Annotated in this window: 10 protein-coding genes; 5 read left to right on the top strand and 5 right to left on the bottom strand. The window is 63.2% G+C overall.

Annotation, left to right across the window (positions count from 1 at the left end; genetic code table 11):
- Nucleotides 1-18 precede the first annotated feature (18 nt).
- From FTO74_RS06340 to FTO74_RS06330, 3 genes are read left to right on the top strand one after another with little or no spacing between them, the layout of a single operon-like run.
- On the top strand, nucleotides 19-2,394 hold the full coding sequence (locus FTO74_RS06340; RefSeq protein WP_162537388.1) for a hypothetical protein: 2,376 nt from the start codon (nucleotides 19-21) through the stop codon (nucleotides 2,392-2,394).
- A complete protein-coding gene (locus tag FTO74_RS06335) occupies nucleotides 2,391-3,767 on the top strand; it encodes a hypothetical protein (RefSeq protein WP_162537387.1) in 1,377 nt (458 codons plus the stop codon). Before FTO74_RS06340 ends, FTO74_RS06335 begins: the two co-directional genes overlap by 4 nt.
- A gap of 37 nt (nucleotides 3,768-3,804) precedes the next feature.
- Entirely contained in the window at nucleotides 3,805-6,303 is a 2,499-nt protein-coding gene (locus FTO74_RS06330; RefSeq protein ID WP_162537386.1) for a glycoside hydrolase family 95 protein, read from the top strand.
- Between the two features lie 82 nt (nucleotides 6,304-6,385).
- Here FTO74_RS06330 and FTO74_RS06325 read toward each other — a convergent pair whose 3' ends face one another.
- Both FTO74_RS06325 and FTO74_RS06320 read right to left on the bottom strand, forming a co-directional pair.
- Nucleotides 6,386-9,967 (bottom strand): carboxypeptidase-like regulatory domain-containing protein, encoded by a 3,582-nt coding sequence (locus FTO74_RS06325; protein WP_162537385.1) that lies wholly within the window; start codon nucleotides 9,965-9,967, stop codon nucleotides 6,386-6,388.
- A gap of 245 nt (nucleotides 9,968-10,212) precedes the next feature.
- Complete coding sequence (locus FTO74_RS06320) at nucleotides 10,213-11,106, bottom strand: IclR family transcriptional regulator (protein WP_162537384.1); 894 nt, start codon at nucleotides 11,104-11,106, stop codon at nucleotides 10,213-10,215.
- 225 nt (nucleotides 11,107-11,331) lie between these two features.
- Between FTO74_RS06320 and FTO74_RS06315 the strand changes: the two genes are divergently transcribed.
- Both FTO74_RS06315 and FTO74_RS06310 read left to right on the top strand, forming a co-directional pair.
- On the top strand, nucleotides 11,332-12,957 hold the full coding sequence (locus tag FTO74_RS06315; RefSeq protein WP_162537383.1) for a DUF5060 domain-containing protein: 1,626 nt from the start codon (nucleotides 11,332-11,334) through the stop codon (nucleotides 12,955-12,957).
- Between the two features lie 74 nt (nucleotides 12,958-13,031).
- Nucleotides 13,032-15,788, top strand: a complete 2,757-nt coding sequence (locus FTO74_RS06310) for a hypothetical protein (RefSeq protein WP_162537382.1) — start codon at nucleotides 13,032-13,034, stop codon at nucleotides 15,786-15,788.
- An 88-nt stretch (nucleotides 15,789-15,876) separates the two neighbouring features.
- Here FTO74_RS06310 and FTO74_RS06305 read toward each other — a convergent pair whose 3' ends face one another.
- The 3 genes from FTO74_RS06305 to FTO74_RS06295 all read right to left on the bottom strand — a co-directional run bounded on the left by FTO74_RS06305 (nucleotide 15,877) and on the right by FTO74_RS06295 (nucleotide 20,350).
- Nucleotides 15,877-16,806 carry a carboxypeptidase-like regulatory domain-containing protein gene (locus FTO74_RS06305; protein ID WP_162537381.1) on the bottom strand — a complete coding sequence of 310 codons (930 nt, stop codon included), beginning with the start codon at nucleotides 16,804-16,806 and terminating at the stop codon, nucleotides 15,877-15,879.
- Nucleotides 16,807-16,982: 176 nt separating this feature from the next.
- On the bottom strand, nucleotides 16,983-17,978 hold the full coding sequence (locus FTO74_RS06300; protein ID WP_162537380.1) for a glycoside hydrolase family 43 protein: 996 nt from the start codon (nucleotides 17,976-17,978) through the stop codon (nucleotides 16,983-16,985).
- Nucleotides 17,975-20,350: an SUMF1/EgtB/PvdO family nonheme iron enzyme gene (locus tag FTO74_RS06295; protein WP_162537379.1), complete on the bottom strand. Its 2,376-nt coding sequence runs from the start codon at nucleotides 20,348-20,350 to the stop codon at nucleotides 17,975-17,977. The genes FTO74_RS06300 and FTO74_RS06295 overlap by 4 nt, the downstream gene beginning before the upstream one ends.
- Nucleotides 20,351-20,377 lie beyond the last annotated feature (27 nt).

Genomic DNA, 20,377 nt, shown 5'->3' with positions numbered 1-20,377 from the left:
TTCGGAAGAGAGTCCGCATTGAATTCTGCCCCATGCCGCCTGCTTTGCCTGAGCGCCGCCACCCTGCTGCTGGCCGCTCCCTCCTGCCTGTCACAAGCCACAGAACTGGGCATTGACCACCACTTCCAGAACACCGACGCCCAAAGCCTCATCGGCCTCCCCATGGGCTCGCACAAGACCACCGTCGAGAAGGATGGCTCGCTCAAGTGGTCGCAGTGGTCGCTCAAACGCAAGCCGCTCGATGTCCCCATTGGCTTCTCCAGCCAGATGGACGGCGCGCTGGCCATCGAGCCCTTCGCCACCGGCAGCGGCGCGGATACCCGCCTCAAGACCACCTCGCAGACGCTCTACAAGGGCCGCTACCCCTTCATCGTCTCGAAGCTCACAGGCGGCGGCCTCACGCTCGAAGAACTAGCCTTCTCCGCCGATCCCGAAGCTGACCCCGCCGTGGACCCCAGGAACGGCTCCGGCACCCGCGGCCTCGACCTCATCAAGCTCACCTTCACCAACGAAGGCTCTGCCCCCCAAAGCTTCGCGCTCAAGCTCAGCGGCCGCGAGCGCAATCTCCCCGGCCACGTCACGGGCCATGCCCTCATCTCCGGCTCCGGCGAAGACGTAGCCCTCGTCGCCGACAACGGCGGCGCCACCGAGACCACCGAAGACAACGGCCTCACGCTGAACCTGAAGGCCACCCTCGCGCCGCGCCAGACGAAGACCATCTGGCTCCGAGTCCCCTACGAGTGGTCCGCTAAGCGGAACTCCGAGCTGACCACCCTCTCCGGCGACGCCCTGCTCCAAAAAGCCGCCGCCCAGTGGGATGGCATCTGGTCCCGCGGCACACGCATCCACTACCCCCAGCAGGTCCTCAACGACTTCTTCGACTCCTCCCTCGCCTACGTCCTCATCCTCACCGAGTACGACGCGCAAGGCGACCTCTGGGCGCTCGACGGCCCCGACGTCTACCGCCAGTACTGGGGTCGCGGCGAGTACTTCCAGGCCCGCGCCCTCGAGGTCGCCGGACACCTCGCCCCCGCACGCGAGTCTATCGAACACGCCTTCCGCATCATGATCGACGACGGCGAGTGGGACGGCCCGCCCACCAGCGGCTTCCCCGCCTGGGACAACACCGGAGGCAACGCCGGAGCCGTCTGGGACTACTATCTCTACACCCGCGACAAGACCTGGCTGGCCAAGGCCTACCCCTACCTGCTCAAGTCCTCCGAGTGGATTCACGCCCATCGCGAAGAGACGCAGCTCGAAAACGTAGCGGGCATCCCCACCGGCGCGAAGCCGATCCACCGTATGCTCACCGGGGCCAAGTGCCGTCCCGAACCAGAGCCCGAGCTGAAGCCCGGCGAGAAGACCTACTGGTACGGCCTGCTGCCCTGGTCCTACGGCGACTCCGGCCTGCCGGAGGGCCATAGCTACTCGCACAACTTCCTCGCGGCCTATGGGGTCCGCGTCAGCGCCGAGGCCGCCCGCGCCCTTGGACGCACCGAAGACGCCGCCTGGCTCGACAAGGAGTACAGCTCCTTCGCCGCCGCCATCCGCGCCTCGGTGGAGCGCTCCGTCACGCTCGAAAAGATCAGCCCCGCGTACCTGCCCGCGCAGCCCACCCGGCCCGACGCCGCCTACTCCCAGACCTTCCTCGGCATCTGGCCCACCGGCCTCTATAGCCCCAACGACCCGCTGGTCACCGGCCTGCTCACCCGCATGGAGAAGGAGGAGGTGCAGGGCCTGCCGACCAACGTCGCCTGGGCCGGTCCTGCGGGCGTGTGGCCCGGAGAAGCCATGAACATGAGCGAGACCTACCTGCTCCGCGACGACGCGAAGAAGAACGCCGAGATGCTGATCGCCGCACTCAACCACTCCTACACCACCAACGTCTTCAAGGAAGAGATCCTGACCGACGTGACCCGCGAGCGCGCCTGCGACACCCCGCACAGCAAGCGCCAGAACATGGAAGGGACCGGCGATATGCCCGAGGCCTGGGGCAACGCCAACGCCGTCGATCTGCTCCGCGACAACCTGGTTCAGGAGCGCACGGAGATGCCCTCCACCATCGACAGCAAGACCACGCTGCATCTCCTCCCCGGCCTGCTGCCCGAGTGGATCTCCAAACCCGGCGACGTAGTCAGCATCGACCGCACCCCCACCACACTCGGCACCACGGTCTCGCTCAAGCTGGAGCGCACCTCGGCCACAGCCATGCACCTCAGCTTCGCCCCCGGCGCAAACGCCCTCGAGACAGTCATCGTCCACCTACCCGTGCCCGAGGGCGCAACTCTCAAGTCGGTCACGGTCGATGGCAGCGCCGCGCATCCCGCCGGACGTCTGCTCACCCTGCACCACGTCTCCAAGCCCACCACCGTCACCTTCGAGTTCGCCCGATGAACCGCCGCCACTTTCTCGCCACACTCGCCGCCATCGCAGCCGCGGCCTCGCTACGAGCACAGTCCCCCAACGCCACGCTGACCTTCCAACCCGGCCCCAGCGGCCCCACCATCCCGCACGACTTCACCGGCCTCTCCTACGAGTCCGCCCAGCTCGCCAACCCGACCTTCTTCTCTGCCGCCAACAAGCCGCTGGTCGCGCTCTTCCGTGGCCTCTCGCCCTCGGGCGTCCTGCGCCTCGGCGGCGGTTCCAGCGAGTACACTACCTACTCGGACGCCGACCCCACCGGCCCGCCGCCCTTCGAGGTCTTCGGCCCCGATACGAGCAAGACGGTCAAGCACGGAACCATCACCTCAGCGCTCGCCCTGCGCAATCTACGTGCCTTCCTCGACGCCACCGGCTGGACCTGCATCTACGGCCTCAACCTCGGCCAGGGCACCAAGGAGAACGCCGCCGCCGAGGCCGCAGCCGTTACCCGCATCCTCGGCCCGCGCCTCCTCGTCTTCCAGATCGGCAACGAGCCCGACTCCTTCCGCAAGCGTTACCGCCCCGCCGAGTACGGCCCGGAGGACTTCCTGAAGGAGTGGAATACCTTCCACGACGCCATCGTCGCCGCCGTACCCACCGCAAAGTTCGCCGGCCCCGACATCTCCAACAAGTTCCCCTTCCTGACCGCCTTTGCAGCCGAGGCACCCAAACACCCCAACGTCCTCTTCCTCACCGGCCACTACTACGCCATGGGCCCGGCGAGCAACCCCAACGCCACGCTCGACCAGCTCTTCGAGCCCGATCCCAAGCTGGCCACTATCCACCAGCACAATCTCCCCGCCATCGAAGAGGCCATCAAGACGGCCAAGCTGCCCTTCCGCATGAGCGAGGGCAACTCCTGCTGGGATGGCGGCAAGCCCGGCGTCTCGGACACGCTCGCCTCGGCCCTCTGGTGCGCCGACATGATGCTCCGCTTCGCCCAGATGGGCTGGGTCGGGGTCAACCTGCACGGCGGCGGCAACGGCTTCTACACGCCCATCGCGGGCACGCCCTCCACCGGCCTCACCCGCCGCCCGGAGTACTTCGGCATCCAGTTCGCGCAGACGTTTGTGGGCGCAACCTTTCTGCCCGCAACCCTCACCGGCGCAGGCACCCGCGCCACCGCCTACATGCTGGAGCAGCACGGCAAACACCGCTCCGTCATCTTCAACAAGCAGGACACGCCGCTCACCGTCGAGCTGCCTTCACCACCCAAAGGCAAAGCCCTCACCCTGACCGGCCCCGGCTTCGACAGCAAGGACGGCATCACGCTAAGCTCGACCCATCTGCCGCATACCCGCACCCTCACGGTCCCGGCCCGCACCGCCATCAGCTTCGAGCTATAAGTAAGTCCGGCACCGAACCAGCATGTAAGGAACAACGATGAAGATCGAATCCCACCGTCTCTCTCGCCGCACCTTCCTCGGCAGTACCGCTGCGCTGGCGGCCACGCTGGCCGAGCGCCGAGCCTTTGCCGCCGCCCCGCCGCACGAGTCTAAAGAATCCCTCGATTACCTCCTCCACTTCGAGCAGCCCGCCTCCAAGTGGCCCAATGCGCTCCCCGTCGGCAACGGTCGCCTGGGCGCGATGGTCTTCGGCAACCCGTCGCTCGACCGCGTGCAGCTCAACGAAGAATCCATCTGGGATGGCGAGCGCCGCGACCGCAACAACCCCCGCGCCGCCGAGTCCGTGCCCAGGATTCGCGAGCTGCTCTTCGCGGGCAAGATCGCCGAGGCCGAGGAGCTGGCCAAGTCCGACATGCTCTCGATCCCGCAGCGGATGCCCTGCTACCAGACGCTCGGTGACCTGCGCCTCGACTTCGCGCCGAGCAATCTCACACCGGACGTGCAAGTCGAAGATTATCGGCTGGAGTTGAACCTAGACACCGCCATCGCCTCCACCAGCTTCCGCCACAACGGCACCGCCTACCGTCGCGAGATCTTCAGCTCCCACCCCGACCAGGTCATCGTCGTCCGCCTCACCGCCTCCGGCCCAGGCAAGCTCTCCTTCACCGCGAAGCTCGACCGCCCGGCCCACTTCACCACCGGATCCGTAGGCTCAAGCCACCTCTTCCTCGCGGGCGAGGCCATCCCGGTCAACGACAACCCCGGCCAGCCCGTCAAAGAGAACCCGGTCGGCATCAAGTTCCACAGCGAACTGCTCTCGCTGCCCGAAGGCGGCAAGGTCACCAGCGACGACGGAGTCCTCGCCGTCACCGACGCCTCCTCTGTCACGCTCCTCATCGACTGCGCCACCAGCTACCGCTTCCCCGCGGGCCTCGACGCCATGAAGGCCGCCGTGGCCAAGAACCTGACCGCCGCCAGCCGCCGCCCCTACGCCGACCTGCGCGGCCGCCACATCGCCGCACACCAGCGCCTCTTCCGCCGCGCCGAGATCCGCCTCGGCGACGACCCCAACGCCCACGTTCCCACCGACCAGCGCGTCCAGCACATCAAGGACGCCGGCGAAGATATCCACCTGCTCCCCATTTACTTCCAGTACGGCCGCTACATGCTCATCTCCAGCAGCCGCCCCCACACCCTGGCCTGCAACCTGCAAGGCATCTGGAACGAGTCGGTCGATCCGCCCTGGGGCAGCAAGTACACCATCAACATCAACCTGGAGATGAACTACTGGCTGGCCCAGCGCGCCAACCTGGCCGACTGCCACTGGCCCCTGCCCGATCTGATGCAGCAGATGTCCGGCCCCGGCAAGATCACCGCAGCCAAGTACTACAAGGCGGCTGGCATCGTCGCCCACCACAACACCGACATCTGGGGCGACACCGGCCCCATCGACGGCCTCGGCGGCGGCATCTGGGCCATGGGCGCGGCGTGGCTCTCGCTGCACCTGTGGGAGCACTACGAGTTCTCGGGCGACCTCGAGTACCTGCGCCAGACCGCCTACCCCATCCTGCGCGAAAACGCCGTCTTCCTGCTCGACTACCTCGTCACCGCGCCTGAGAGCACGGCCTACGCGGGCTACCTCGTCACCGGCCCCTCCTGCTCGCCCGAGAACAAGTACAAGCTCCCGAGCGGCAAGTCCTACAACCTCTGCATGGGGCCGACGATGGACCTCTCCATCACCCGCGCCGTCCTGACCCGCGTGGTCGAGTCATCCAAGCTGCTCGGCAACCCCGACGCCGACCTCGTCTCCCGCGCCGAAGCCGCGCTGGCCAAGCTGCCGCCCTTCCGCATCACCCACGACGGCCGACTGCAAGAGTGGCCCGAGGACTTCGCCGACCAGGAGCCAGGCCACCGCCACATCTCGCACCTCTTCGGCCTCTTCCCCGACGACCAGATCACCCTACGCAAGACCCCCGAGCTGGCCCGCGCCTGCCGCGAGACGCTCGACAAGCGCCTGGCAGCAGGCGGAGGCAGCACCGGCTGGTCTCGCTCCTGGATCATCAACTGTATGGCCCGGCTCGAAGACGGCGAGGCCGCCTACCAGAACGTCCTCCAGCTCTTCCGCCAGTCCACGCGCCACAACCTCTTCGACGTCTGCGGCCTCAAGGAAAACTCACCCTTCCAGATCGACGGCAACCTCGGCGGCCCCACTGGGCTCATCGAGATGCTGCTGCAATCGCACGACGCCGTCGTCCGCCTGCTGCCCGCGCTGCCGAGCGCGTGGCCCGAGGGCAGCTTCCGCGGTCTCCGCGCCCGCGGCGGGCTGGAGCTGGACCTGACATGGAAGAACGGCCGAGCCACCCAAGCCACGCTCCGCTCCACGCTCGCCCGCACGCACACCATCGCCATCCCCAAGGGCCAGCAGATCGCCGCCATCACTTCGGGCGGCCACAAGATCGACCACGCACTCTCGCCCGACGGCCTGCTGCAACTGAAGGCCACCCCCAACGCAACCTACCTCATCACCTTCGCTTAATCCTTGTAACAGTTTCAGTAACAAACGAAAAACGGTGGCGGGATGCACATCGCATCCCGCCACCGTTTTTGCTTTACCGCTGTTAGAAGATGATATGCACACCACCCTGAAGTTGACGGTTCGTATTCTGCTGACCGCTGATCTGCCCGAACGCAGTACTCGTCGGACTCAGATTCGGTGCTGCGAACTGTACTCGGTTGAATGCGTTGAATGCATCTATACGCGGCTGAATCTGGATCCGGTCGTAGATGTGAAAGTTCTTCATCGCCGAGAAGTCCCAGTTGTTCGTCACGTCCGCACGCAGGGGCCCAATCAACGGGAAAGTACGATTGTTATACGCATTCGGCTGCACATTCGGGTTATATCCTGCCGAACCCACGGTATTGTTGCAGGCCGCCGCAGGGTTGGTGCAGGTCCGCGTATCGAAGACCGACGTATTGAACGCCAGCCCATTCGGGTTATGCGGGTTGTTCTTGAAGTCGTGCCAGTCGCCGTTATAGATCACGTTGCCCCAGCTATATGGAGTACCCGAGTCGAAGCTCCAGATCGCAGAGATCTGCCATCCGCCGACGAACTCGTCCACCAGCCGAGAGTCCTGGTTCAGAAATCTCATCCCCTTGCCGAAGGGAAGTTGATAAATCCCTGTCAGGTGCAGACTGTGCGGAAAGTCCGAAGCGGTCTCGCCATACCAGAGTGGTCCACCCGGATTGAGTTGCGATTGCGCGCCCAGGTTGCGCGAATACGTATAGTTCACGTTGAACTCAAGCCCATTATCCATCCGCTTCTCCAGCCGAATCAGCAGCGCGTTGTAGTTCGCACTTGCGCCGGGAATCAGTTGCTCTGTCACGCTCGAATACTCCGAATTAGGCCATAGCAGCGCCGATTGACCGATCGTGCTCGATGTATTCAGTGAGGTCGTCGCCGCAGGTCCAGCCGTCAGCGTGCCCTTGTAGGGATTCGCAACGTTGGGAGAGTAAGCTGCCGTCGCCACAGGGTCGTAGTACCTCGACTGGCTCAGGTACTGCACCGGCACTGCACCGCTGCCAGCATTCACCGAATTCGAGTACGACTGATGCACCTGGTGGTTATTGATGTATCCCACATCCAACATCCAGTTCTTGCCGAACTGCTGCTGGATATCGAAGCTGCTCCGCTCCGAGTAAGCCACCTTCACATTCGGGGCATAGAACACGATCTTATTGCCCAGGTTCGTGTTGACTCCCAGAGATGAGCCCACAGGCTGCTGGATGGGGTTCGATGTCGGGAATGGATCAGAGAGTGTCGTCGCCACCGACTGGTAGTTATCCGGGGTAAAGATCGCCGACGTTGTCTGCGAGTATCCGTAGGTCTGGCTGCTGTAGTAATCGTTGAAGGGATTATCGAAGATACCGAAGCCCGCCCGAATTGACGTCTTGCCGTGGCTCCAGTCCGGCGAGTATGCAAAGCCCACACGAGGCCCAAGGTAAGCAGCAGCCGTGTGATACGCGTTCCGGTTCGACGGCGTTGCATAGATCAGCCCTCCCGTCGGTACGAACTGCGACACCGGCAACAACGACGGAGATTTAGCATAGGCAGCCGCTGCGGCGACCGATCCGATATTCACGATCGTCGGATCCCACCCCGTCGTCATCCGGTTACCGCTCTCCGTGATCGGCGTCTCATGCTCCACGCGCAGCCCCAGGCTGATCGTAAAGTTCGACTTTACCTTCCAGTCGTCCTGAATAAACATGCCCGCATACCAGTTGTTGTACTGGAACTTGGTGTTCACATCGAACGATCCGCTCGTCGGCAACCCCAGCGCCAGCAGCGCAAAATCGTTTCCAAACGGCTGTATGCTGCCCGTCGTACCATACGTCACAAAGTCATTCGCCGTCGAGGAAAAGGCATATGTACCATTCGCGTTGCCCGGCGACAACGTTGAATCTTTGTTGAGACGGATATCCGGCCCGATCTTGATCGTGTGCTTGCCCCACGTCTTGTTCAGACTGGCAAAGAACTGGATCGTGTCGAAGTACGCCACGTTACCGGGCGCGGTGCTCACGCTCGGAATAAGGCTGGTGTTATTGTTCTCCGTGAAAGTCAGCCGGGGGATTGCATGCAGTGTTGAGGTCGAACCAATATACTCCGGGAATCCCAGCGAGGTCGGGTCGGTTCCGAAGCTCGTCGGTTCAGACGTATTCACACTGCGGCTGAAACCAAGCCGCGTATTCAGGTTCAGCGTTGGGCTGAAGTTCTGCACATCGTCCAACGAACCGCCCCACAGCAGCACCTCGCCGGTGGTACCCGAAGCATTGTTGTGGAAGTAATTCCCTTGGGTGGTCAACGCAGTACTCCGGTGAATCTCGCCGAAGATCTTGTTCGACTGCGAAATGTTGTAGTCGATCCTCACTGCATTCGACTTGTAGTTATTCTGAGTCGGCTCGTCGGAGAAGAAGTTATTCGTCCCGTCCGCCTTTGTTGAGGGGCCGTTGTAGTTCGGCTCCGGGAAGTACTTGAAGTAGTTCGCCGCAACCGTATTGATGTTGAGCCCGGCATTTGAGAATTTGTTGCCCGGAATCGCTGCACGTGAAAACGTCGTCCCCCCTTTCGGCGACGTGGTCGCCGTGACCGCGTATGGGTTGTAGAGCTGGTAGCTCGGACTAATCGCCAGCAGAGCCGAGAAATCGCCCATCTTCTCCGCGTCAGTAGGAACGCTGGTGACCAGTGTCAAAGGCAGCGAACCAATATAACCTTCGAACGAGTAGAAGAAGAACAGCTTATCGCGTCCGTTGTACAGGTGCGGAATCCGTATCGGGCCACCGATCGTCCCGCCGAACTGGTTGAAGTGATTCGAGGAGGCTGCCACGCCCGCTGGCGTGTAGTATGGCTTCGCCGTCAGCGGCCGTGAACCGGCGTAGTACTCCGAGATGCTGCCGTGATAGTCGTTTGTACCGCCCTTGGTGGTAATGTTCACCGTACCGCCGGAGGTATCGCCGGTCGAGGCATCGGAGGAGAACTCATCCACGCGCACGGCGTCTACCGAGTCGAGCTGCGGGCTGTAACCGGCCAGGCGGCTCGAGTCCTGCATATTGGGCACGCCGTTCAGCAGGATCTCGTTCGAAGCCGAGTTGCCGCCGCCGAGCGAGAAGTCGTCCGCCGCGCTGTTGTCGAAGGGCCGCGTCTGCGCCTGCGAGTGCTTACCCTTCGAGACCGCGCCGTACTCATCGCGCGCAAAGCCCAGCGGAGAGCGGCCGTTGCTCGGCAGGTCCTGGACCTCTTCCGCCGTCAACACCTGGCCCGTCGAAGCCGTTGCTGTATCCACCAACGGAGCATCGCCCATGACCGTCACCGTCTGGTCCACAGCGCCGACAGAGAACACGATATTCTCCGTCACCGTCTGCTCAACCTGCAGGTTCAGGCCCCGATGAACGTACGTTTTGAACCCGGCTACCGTAGCGGTCACCGAGTAGGGTCCGGCCACCAGAAACGGCACGGTGTAATCTCCCGCATCGTTCGAGACGACCGTGGTCTTGGCTCCCGTGCTCGTATTCGTCACGATGATGAGAGCCTTGGGAACCAGCGCGCCCGTGGAGTCGGTTACATGGCCCGTAAGGGTGGCACGGGTTTGCTGCGCCGAGGCCGAGACGCAGGCCAGAGCCAGGAGAAGCGGTGCAATACGTTTCATACGAAAACTCCCGTTCATTGGTAAAAAACCATTCTTCCTTTGAGCGAACAACACTAAAGAAGCGGTCCAACCAGTGTCAACAGAATTATCGAAAGATAATCACAACAACTTGCGCCCAATGAAGATAATTTTCGGTGGACTTTCTGCCCATGCTCTCCGAACAGGCGCATGGCCTGCCGCAACGCCGGTCCATTGGACTCAGGTATCGCTACCGAATCCGGACGCGGCGCGGCCCATCCCCGGCACTAGCGCCGACCAGAGGCTCCCGTTCTTCCCTGCAACAGCTCCACGATGCGCGCCGCCGACTCCACCAGGGCGGACTGGATCTCCCGCTCCCGCTGCTTCGTCATGCGCATCGTCGGCGTGGACAGGCTGATGGCCGCCACAACCGGCTGCCCGGCAGTCCGCAATGCGGTACCGAAGCAGATTCCGCCGCGAATCGACTCTTCGCGGTCCGAACCGACGCCGGTCCGCCGAATCTCTTCGAACTCCTTGAAGAGCTTCTGCCGATCGGTGATCGTCTTCTCCGTCCGCTGCGAGAGGCCGTACACCTCCAGCATCCGGTCGGCCAGGGCGCGATCCTGGAAGGCCGTGATGACCTTGCCCATGGCGCTGCAGTGCGGCGGCAGCACGCGGCCGATCTTGTTGGTCATGCGGATCTCGTGGAAGGTCTCGATGCAGTCCAGCACGTGAATCCGGTCGTCGTAGAGGTACGCGACGCTGACGGTCTCGTTGAAGGTGTTGGCCAGCCGCTCGATCTCCGGACGCGCGATCTCTCGCACCTTGTCAGCTGCCTGCACCAGCCAGCCGAAGATCAGCTTCGGTGCGAGCTGATAAGTGCCATCGCGGTGCTGCTGCACATAGGCGTGCTTTTCGAGCGTCAGCAGCACGCGAAAGAGCGTCGTCTCCGGCAGCCCCGTACGCGTGCTGATCTCCTTCAGCGACAGCGGCACCTTGCCGTCAAAGCAGTCCAGCACCTCAAGCCCGCGGCCAATCGTGCGCAGATAGTACTGCTCGTTCCCGGCGGCTCCATCGTTTGTCGAAGCCCCCTCACCGCTCTGGAGCGCCCACTTGGGGATTCTCCTCCGCACAGACTTCTCCGCGGTTGCGGCCAGCGCCTTCGATGCTTTCTTCATCATCGGTTCCCTCGTTCCAAACCCGTACTAAACCCTTTGGAAGCTCCATGCTAACGCAACCTGTGCCAATCATTCTTTCAGTTTTTACCCTTTATTTCCATAATCACATTGACACTCCCAATCCACGTTGATAGAAAAGAGGTCTTCCGATCGCTGTCCGTGGCTGCCTTTGGCCCGCCGGCTGGAAAGTTCGACGTTCCCTCACTGGGCGTCCGAGTGAGAACAGACATGCTCCGTAGAGATCTCATCCGTTTCGGCGCTGCCTCCGTAGCTGCCACGCTTCAGCCCGCGCTGCTCTCTGCCGCCAACAAGTCCGCCAGCAAATCGCCGTCCCGCAGTAAGCCAGAAGAGTCCATCGAGCAGTGGGGCCTCTTCGAAGCCTCCTTCCCCGGCCCCACCACCGGCAACCCCTTCAAGGACATCACCCTCAAGGCCACCTTCACGCTCGAGCACCGCGCCGTCCAGGTCACCGGCTTCTACGACGGCGAAGGCACCTACCGCGTGCGCTTTATGCCCGACGCCCTCGGCCACTGGACCTTCGAGACCCACAGCCCCACGGCTGAGTTGAACGGCCACACCGGCGCGTTCGTCTGCACCGCGCCCACCACGCCCGGCAACCACGGCCCCGTCACCACCACGCGCCAGTACCACTTCCAGTACGCCGACGGCACGCCCTACTTCCCCTTCGGCACCACGACGTATGCCTATCTCTTCACCTCCGACCAGGCCGCAGCCGCCTCGCTCGCCGGGATGAAGGAGGTCCACTTCAACAAGAGCCGCGTCTGCGTAATGCCTAAGCCACTCGGCAAGGGCGAACAGATCCTGCCCTTCGTCCACACCGGCTCCGACTCTAACGGACGCGGCGGCACCAACGATCTCATCCGCTTCAACCCGGCCTACTTTCAATTGGTCGAGAAGCGCCTGCTCGAGCTTCAGAAGGCCAACATCGAGGCCGACTGCATCCTCTTCCACCCCTACGACGGCTGGGGCTTCAAGAACATGGGAGCCGAGGCCGATGACTTCTACCTCCGCTACGCCATCGCCCGTCTGTCCGCATACCGGAACGTCTGGTGGGCCATCGCCAACGAGTACGACCTGGTCAAGACCAAGACCATGTCCGACTGGGACCGCTTCTTCCGCATCACCCAGGCCGAGGACCCCTACTCGCACCTCCGCTCCATCCACCACTCCCGCGTCATCTACGACCACTCGAAACCCTGGTGTACCCACGCCAGTCTGCAAACGTACGACTTCGAGAAGTCGGCCAGCCGCCGCGAGGCCTGGGGCAAGCCCATCGTCCACGACGAGATCCAGTACGAGGGCGACGTGGATCGCCGCTGGGGCAACCTCTCGGCCGAAGAGATGACCCGCCGCTTCTGGCTGGCTACCGTCCGCGGCGTCTACGCCTCGCACGGCGAGGTCTTCATCTCCGAGACAGGCGAGTCGAGCTGGTCCGACGCGGGCCGTCTGCGCGGCGAGTCCGGCCCACGCATCGCCTATCTGCGCGCCCTCGTGGAGCGCATCACCAAGGTCGGCCTCAACGAGTACGAGGGAGCCTACTACCTCTCGGCGGGCACGCCCAACGAACTGATCCTCTACTACATGGACACGCACCGCCCCGCTCGGTACGACTTCCCGCTGCCCACCACGGCCACCTTCTCGGCCACCCTCATCGACCCGTTCGCGATGACCGAGACGCCGCTCCCCGGCACCTACTCGGGCAAGACACGCCTGTCGCTGCCCAGCAAGCCCTACCGCGCCGTCCTCTTCCAGAAGGTCTCCGACGTGAAGGGGGCTAAGCCAGCAACGACCAAGCAGCCCCTCGTCCCTGATAACGAGCCGGGCGAGCTGTAAGCCCCCGAACCGGGTGCCACTTCATCGCCGATGAAGTGGCACCGCCCGCTTCCGCCCCAACACAAAGGCCGCCCATGAAGATCCGTACCGCCCTGCTCTTCCTCTCGCTCGCCACCCCGGCCCTCGCGGCCCCGCACCTCCGTCTAGCCGCGAACCCCACACCGCGCGAGCGCTTCGCCGCCGAACGCCTGCGCACGGCCCTCAAGTCGCTCCCCGGCAACGAGCAGATCCTCATGGCCACCCGCATGGACCCGCTGCTGGCCCCCTACGACAAGCAGATCCCCGCCTTCTGGCCCGATGCCAAGGAGGCCTTCCTGTTGCGCCGCATCGGCAACACCATCATCGTCACCGGCTTCGACGCCTCGGGCGTCCTCTATGGAGCCGAGGAGCTGATCGACCGTATCAACGCGGCTCACACCCTGCCCTCTGAACTCGACTTCGAGGACCACCCCCAGCTCAAGCTGCGCGGAGCCGTCATCGGGATGCAGAAGCCCGAGCTGACCTACGAGAACGCCGAGTACGACTATCGCTACACGCCCGAGGAGTTCCCCTGGTTCTACGACAAGGCTGCGTGGACCAAGTACCTCGACCAACTGGCCGCGCAGCGCGTCAACTCGCTCTTCATCTGGAACGGCCACCCCTTCACCTCGCTGCTGAAGCTGCCCAAGTACCCCGAGGCGCAGGAGCTTCCGACCGCCCAGCTCGACGCCAACATCGCCATGTTCAAGTGGCTCACCGCCGAGGCCGACAAGCGCGGCATCTGGGTCCTGCAAGGCTTCTACAACATCCACCTCTCGCACACCTTCGCCAAGGCCCACCACCTGCCCTTCCACCTCTCCGCGCCCAGCGACATCTCGCGCGAGTACACCCGTTACTGCATCTCCGAGTTCATCCGCGAGTATCCCAACGTCGGCATCTTCATGACACTCGGCGAGGCCATGGGACCGCACTACGGCAAGGAGTGGATCACCAGCGCCATCATCCCCGGCGTGCTTGACGGCCTGGCCGAGCAGGAGAAGGCCGTGGGCCATCCCGTGCCGCCGCCGCCCATCGTCGTCCGCGCCCACGCCACCGATATCGAGGACGTGATGCCCGCCGCCAAGGCCATGTATCCCAACCTCGACACCATGTGGAAGTGGAACGGCGAGTCCTTCACCTGGACCAACATCCGCGGGCCGGTCAAGCAGCGGTTTGAGAAGCTCGTAGCCGGCTCGAACACCACCGTCGTCAACATGCACCTGATGTCGAACTTCGAACCCTTCCGCTGGGGCAACCCCGACTTCATCCGCCAGACGACGCTCAGCTTCGTCCGCCTCGGCATCGGTGGCGTCCATGTGTACCCGCTGCGCTACTGGGACTGGCCCAACGCCGCCGACAAGACCGATCCTCTGCTGAACCAGACCGACCGCGACTGGATCTGGTACGAGTCCTGGGCACGCTACGGCTGGAATCCCGAGCGCGACCCCAGGGCGGAGCACAGCTACTGGGCTGAACGCTTCGCCGAGCGATTTACCGACTCGCCTGAGTCGCACGTAGTGGCGGATCTGCCCGCGATGGGCGGAGGCACGCTGGCCACGCAGAACCACTTCACCGGCTCCGAGCCGACCAGGCTGACGGTCCAGCAACTGGCCACCGGCGAGCACCTGCTCTCGGCCTACGAGCTATCCGGCATCTGCGCCGCCAAGCTGCTGCCCCGCATCGGCATCACGGAGGGCAACCGGCAGGTGCTCTCGCTCGGTATGACCATGCCGCAGCTCATCGACGCCGCCCGCTACAACCCCGCCGAGACGCTCTGGACCGGCGACGCCCCCGACGGCGAGCGGCTGGACGAGTACGTCGCCAACGAGGTGAACCACAAGCCCCACCACGGCGAGACGCCCGTAGCCATCGCCGCCATGGCTGCCGAAAGCTCCGCTAAGGCGGTCATCGAGGCAGAGGCCGCAGCCCCCGGCATCAGCGCGGCGGCAAAGCCCGAGTACGAGCGCGTGGTCAATGATATGCGCGCCATCGCTGCCCTCATGTCCTTCTACAACCACAAGACCCAGGCCGCCGTCCTGGTGATGAAGTTCGGCTACGACCACGATCCCTCCGAGCTACAGAAGGCCCGCACCCTGCTGGCCGCCAGCGTGGACGACTTCGCCAAACTGAAGGACCTGACCGACACCACCTACCGCAACGCCGCCGGAATGCAGACCTCGCAGCGCCAGATTCCCGTCCGCGGCGGCCCGACCACGAACCACTGGCGAGACCTGCTGCCGGTCTACCAGAAGGAGCTGGCCACCTTCGACGTGCGCCTCAAGTCGCTTACCAACCCTAGCTCCGCAGCCGCGACCGAGGCTCCGAAGCAGCTTCCACAGGTGGGCTTCACACTCGCTTCCGGCGCGGGTGAGATCTTCAACATCGCCCCCGGCGCGAAGCTCTACACCGATGCGCCCACGCCCATCGCCACGGTCGCTCCGGAGCTGAACGGCCTCACCGGCATCCGCGTCTCGACCAGGCAGGAGGTGCCGATCCACTTTACGCTGGACAAGCCCGCGCAGATCCTGGTCGGCTTCTTCAAATCCGACTCGCGCAAGGCCATGAACGTCTCCCCCGCAACCGAGCAGTGGAACATCTTGCTACCCAACGCGGTGACGGTCACCAAGGGCCTGCCCATCACGGTCTGGACCAAGCCCCTGCCCGCCGGGGAGAACGACCTCGACCTCGGCAAGGGAGCGTACGTGGTCCTGGGATTCATCCCCGAAGAGACCCACGTGACGCCGCACATCAACTTCTCGACCGCAAGTTCGGATGGGCATCCGCCAAATTTGGACTGGCTCTTCGAGAACTAAGTAATGGAAAACCAAGCCAGCAGGAATAAAAAGGATAAGAATGGAATCTCCAGCTCGAATTCCATTCTTATCCTTTTTGTGGCAGCTTTCAGTTGTAGCCGGTTATCTGAATCTCAACTCCCACAGTGTCATGTGCGCCGACGGTTACTTCAGCAGAAGAGAACTCCCTCTTCCTTTGCGTATACCCGTCCTGGTCTGGTGGTGTCATCTCCCAAACGAACAGTCTGTAGCGGCCTGGCTGGGCAGGCCCTTCAAACGCTCCAAGGGAATCTACCTTGACCCCCATGCTGCCGAAGTCGTCGATCATACCCACGTCTCGAGCGAAATGGACATAAGTATCCGCCAGGTTATCCGGCAATGCGCCCGTCAATCTTCCTCGAACGGTGCGCCAAATCGGACGAGGGATACGCACTTCGATATGATCCAGAGTTTGCCCCATCTCGAGATCAAAAAAAACGGCATCCACCACATCCTGAACGTTTGGATAAACGAAATCGAAGATTCGTTCCTGCATCGCCCAAGGAGTTGTTTGAGGAGCGATAAAATGCTTTCGCAGAACTCCGGCGAATCGGAGGCAGTAGCGGCCCGGCCTCAGGGGCGGCGAAGCAAAGTGTCCGTCCTTATCTACAGCGTGGTCTCCTGAATCGCTAATGTAGCCTGATTTTCCTCTGCGATTGCCAGCCCTGATCAAAGTGAAATGGCAATGTTGCGGGGGAACGCCGTCTTCATCCAGAATCTGCCCCTTGATGAAGGCAGCAGGCGTCAAAGATATCCGCAGGTCCTCTATAGATGTTCCCTCTTCCAGGATGAGATCGCGGTACAGAGGGACGTAACGATCATCATAAATACCGAGGTTGTAGCCGCCCGGTGTAAGCGACCTAAAGGCGAAGCGTCCGAGTTCATCCGCCTGTGTAAGAGACTCTCCGGCAACACCGGTTCGAGTCAGAGTTACCTGGGGCGTGAAAAGAAGCTCTCCCGTCGCAGTATCGAGGATGTAACCAGCGATCGTTCCACTCATGATTAGTGCTCCGCATACATGATTCGGCGATCTGGAATCGCTGGGGCCAGTATAAGACCAGCTCGTGCGGACGCATCACAATAGAACGTGTTCTCGATTTCGACAAATAGCAATCGAAGCCATCCAACCCAACTCTCAGGCTGTATGTGGTCTCTTATCCGTCACAGACTCTGGGACTACCGCGTCGTGGTAGCACCAGGAGCATCGTGGCGAGCCAACAACCGCTGCGCCTCCTCCTCGGAGATCTTGAGGAAGCTGCCGTGCTTGGAAGCCTCGGGAAAGTGCATCTTGTCGTTGACGCTGGTCCAATGCACCCAGTCGCTCGTCGCCACGCCCTCATACCGCGCACGCGGCTGGCGGTAGTGGTCGTAGTAGACAACCCACTCGGAGCCAACCTTCGTCACCGAAGGCCCCTCGGACCAGCTCTCATTGATCGGCCCCGAGAGCGGTCCCCACGGACCTTCAACGCTGGGGCCGGAGGTCCAACGCTCCGAGTAGCGAAGCGGGTCGATGGACTGGTCCTTGAGGACCATCACCCAATCCTTCTTGCCGTGGAACTCGCGCGGGAACATCGTCGCGTCGATGACGACGAAGCCACGATCAAAGAACTTCTCCGGCTTCGAAAAGGTGACGAAGTCCTTGGTGCGCGAGGCCCAGATGTGGTTGCCCGAGGGATCGTCGCTGAAGGAAGAAGACCAGATGATGAGCCACTGATGTGCCTTCTCATCCCAGTAGGTCTCAGGCGCCCAGACGTTGTGGACCGTGGGAAAGTCTTTCATCATCGGCACTTCGGTCTGGGGCGAGAAGGTCATCAGGTCCGGCGACGAAGCCGTGCCCAGCGTGCTTCCCCGCCAGTCCCACGTCCACACCATGCGAAAGCCACCCTTGGGATCGCGGGTAAGGAAGACGTCGCGCATGATCTCTTTTGGTTTATCAGGCTTCAGCCAGGGCTGGCCGTCGTTGAGCGGAGTGAAGGTGTAACCGTCGCGGCTGAGAGCAAGATAGATGCCCTGCGAACCGGGTTCTTTGAAGTAAGCGAAGAGGGTGATGCCTGTATCTTCGTGAGCGGCGTGCACCGTCTTGTGCCGCGAGTGGGCCGCGTGAGCCGGAGCCTGTGCGCAGGCCGTTACGGAGATAGCAGAGAGAGTGAGTGTGCAGATCAGACGCTTCATTCGCCCTCCGGTGCGGCCAGCTTGTCGTTCTTCTTCTTGATGATGGGATCGGGAACGTCGCTGTCGAGCAGGGTCTTGCCGCGCCAGTGCGAGGTGGCGACTCGCTTGCCCGTACGATCGAAGTTATCCCACGTCCAAGTCCCGTCGTCGCTGTAACGCTTCGTCCAAACCGGCGTGCCGTCCGGCAGCAGGTACTTCTCTTCCCCGACCTTGCGGCCAGCCTTGAAGTCCACCGACCACATCGGCTTGCCGTTAGCGTAGAAGAAGCTCTCCGGCCCGTCGAGCAGTACGCGACCATCGCTGGCGACGCCAGCCGACCAGACAGTCTTACCCTCGGTAAACTTCTTAGCCTTGGCCACCGTGGCGCTCGCGCCCGTGTCGCCCGAGGCGTTCTTGTCCAATACCCACGCCTCGTTCAGCTCGATCTCGTAGTCCGGCTTGTTCTTCGAGGTAACGACGTGGATGATGCCGTCCGGTCCCTGCGTGGCCGTGGTGTAGCCGACGGTAAGAACATCCGACGGAAGCTTCTTCATCGTCCAGGTTGCGCCGTCGTCGTCACTGAGAGCCACATAGGAGCCATCCTTGTGGATGTGCTTCTGGTTGGTTGGATTGTAATCGGCCACGAAGAAGAGACGGCCGCTGGCGAGACGGATGACGCTGGGACGCTCGCCGCTGAGGAGCTGGTCGAAGGGCGTCTTGGACTTGGTCCAGGTCTTGCCGCCGTCGGTCGAGCGGGCAAGCGGCATACGGCCCTCGATGTTGGAGTTCTTGCCGCCGAAGCCGAGGATATCGCCGTTCTTAGCCATCACGATGGTGGTGTGGCGTCCGGCGGTGCGTCCGCCGGTGTCGTACCAGGTCTTGCCCTCGTCCTTGGTGGCCCAGACGGCGCTGACCGAGCCGTTGCCGTCCGAGTCGCGCCCGGTGGAATCAGTCGGAATATAGATCGTGCCGTCCTTGGCCCGGACGATGGAGTTGATGGGCTGCGAGACGTAGCGGCCGATCGGATTCGGGAAGTAGGGGAAGATCACCGGCGACCAGGTGGCCCCGTTGTCGTTCGAGATGGCGTAGCAGAAGGGCCCGGCGCCGATGAGGCGCGGGAAGCCCCAGAACAACCAGATCTTTCCCGGGTGCGTGGTGTCGTTCCAGAAGACAGGCGCGGCCAGGGCGGCGTCGGCAAACTGCGGGAAGGCCTCAGGCATATCCCACTCCTCCGAGCCAGCGCGGCGGCGCATGATGAGGACGGTCTGGTCGGGGTCGTCCTCGCGGTCGGGCGTATTGTAGTAGGCCGCGATGGCGTCGCCGTTGGGCAGAATCTGGATAGCGGAGTTGTGGTAGTTGATGCCGATACCGGACGCGATGCCAAGCTTCCAGCCGACGCCGGGCATGTCCTTCCCTTGCAGGTTCGGGAACATCTCGTGCGTGTGATACCAGGGCTTCGAGAGGTCGGGGCCACTGAGCTTGGCCTTCGCCAACAGGCCCGTCTGCTTGACGGCAGTCTCGAAGAAGAAGTGCTGGGCCGGAGTGGGCGCAGTCGTGACCGGACCGGCCTGCACTACGCGGAAGCCGATGTTGCCCTCCTTCGACGCGTAGACCGGAGGCATGGAGGCGCGGTTGGCGGGGCGGACGAAGAACGGCGCGGTGGCCGGAACGTTGAGGTCGGGAGAGGTCTTGGTGGCGGTGTGACGCCAGTCGAGCCCGCCGCCGCGAACGACGCGGGTGTAGCCGGAGGCTGCTCCGGAGGGATCGGCCTGCTCGCCCGGCTGGTAAGGACCATACCAGTCGGCGACCCACTCGGGACGGCCGACTTCCATGTTCTTGACTCCCCAGGGGTTGGCCTCGTCGGCCTTGGGTGTGGTGTCGGATGCGCCGAAGATGGACTTGCCACCGGAGCGGGCCACGTACTCCCACTCGGCCTCGGTGGGCAGACGCCACGGCTTGCCGGTCTTCTTGGTGAGCCAGGCGCAGTAGGCCACGGCCTGCGCGTAGCTGACGCCAGCCGCATAGGCCGGGGTGGCGGAGCCGGCAACGTAAGTGGGATCGAACTGCTGGAACTCGGCCGGGCTGACCTCGGTGACGCCGATGCGGAAGCCCTTGGTGATCTGGACGGGGTGCGCGGGCAGCTCGTCGTAATCGCCATGCTCGGGACGGGAGGACATGACGCCGAAGTTCTTGATGACGGACTCGGGCAGCGTGGCGGCGTCAGCACCCATGAGGAAGCTGCCGGGGGAGATGGCGACGGTGGCGGGTACGCCGTCGGCGGCCAGCGGCGGAGCGGTGCCTTCCAACGTGGCCAGGCGGCCGTCTTTTTGCGCCATAAGCGAGCCGGCCAGAGTGAGAGTGAACACGGCGGCGGCGAGGTGGGTCTTCTGCATGGGGTCGATCTCCGTTATCTCGTGCTG

The organism is Granulicella sp. WH15, from assembly GCF_009914315.1.
Taxonomy (GTDB): domain Bacteria; phylum Acidobacteriota; class Terriglobia; order Terriglobales; family Acidobacteriaceae; genus Edaphobacter.
The sequence above is the reverse complement of the archived record's forward strand: the minus strand, read 5'-3'. Positions and strand labels throughout refer to the sequence as shown.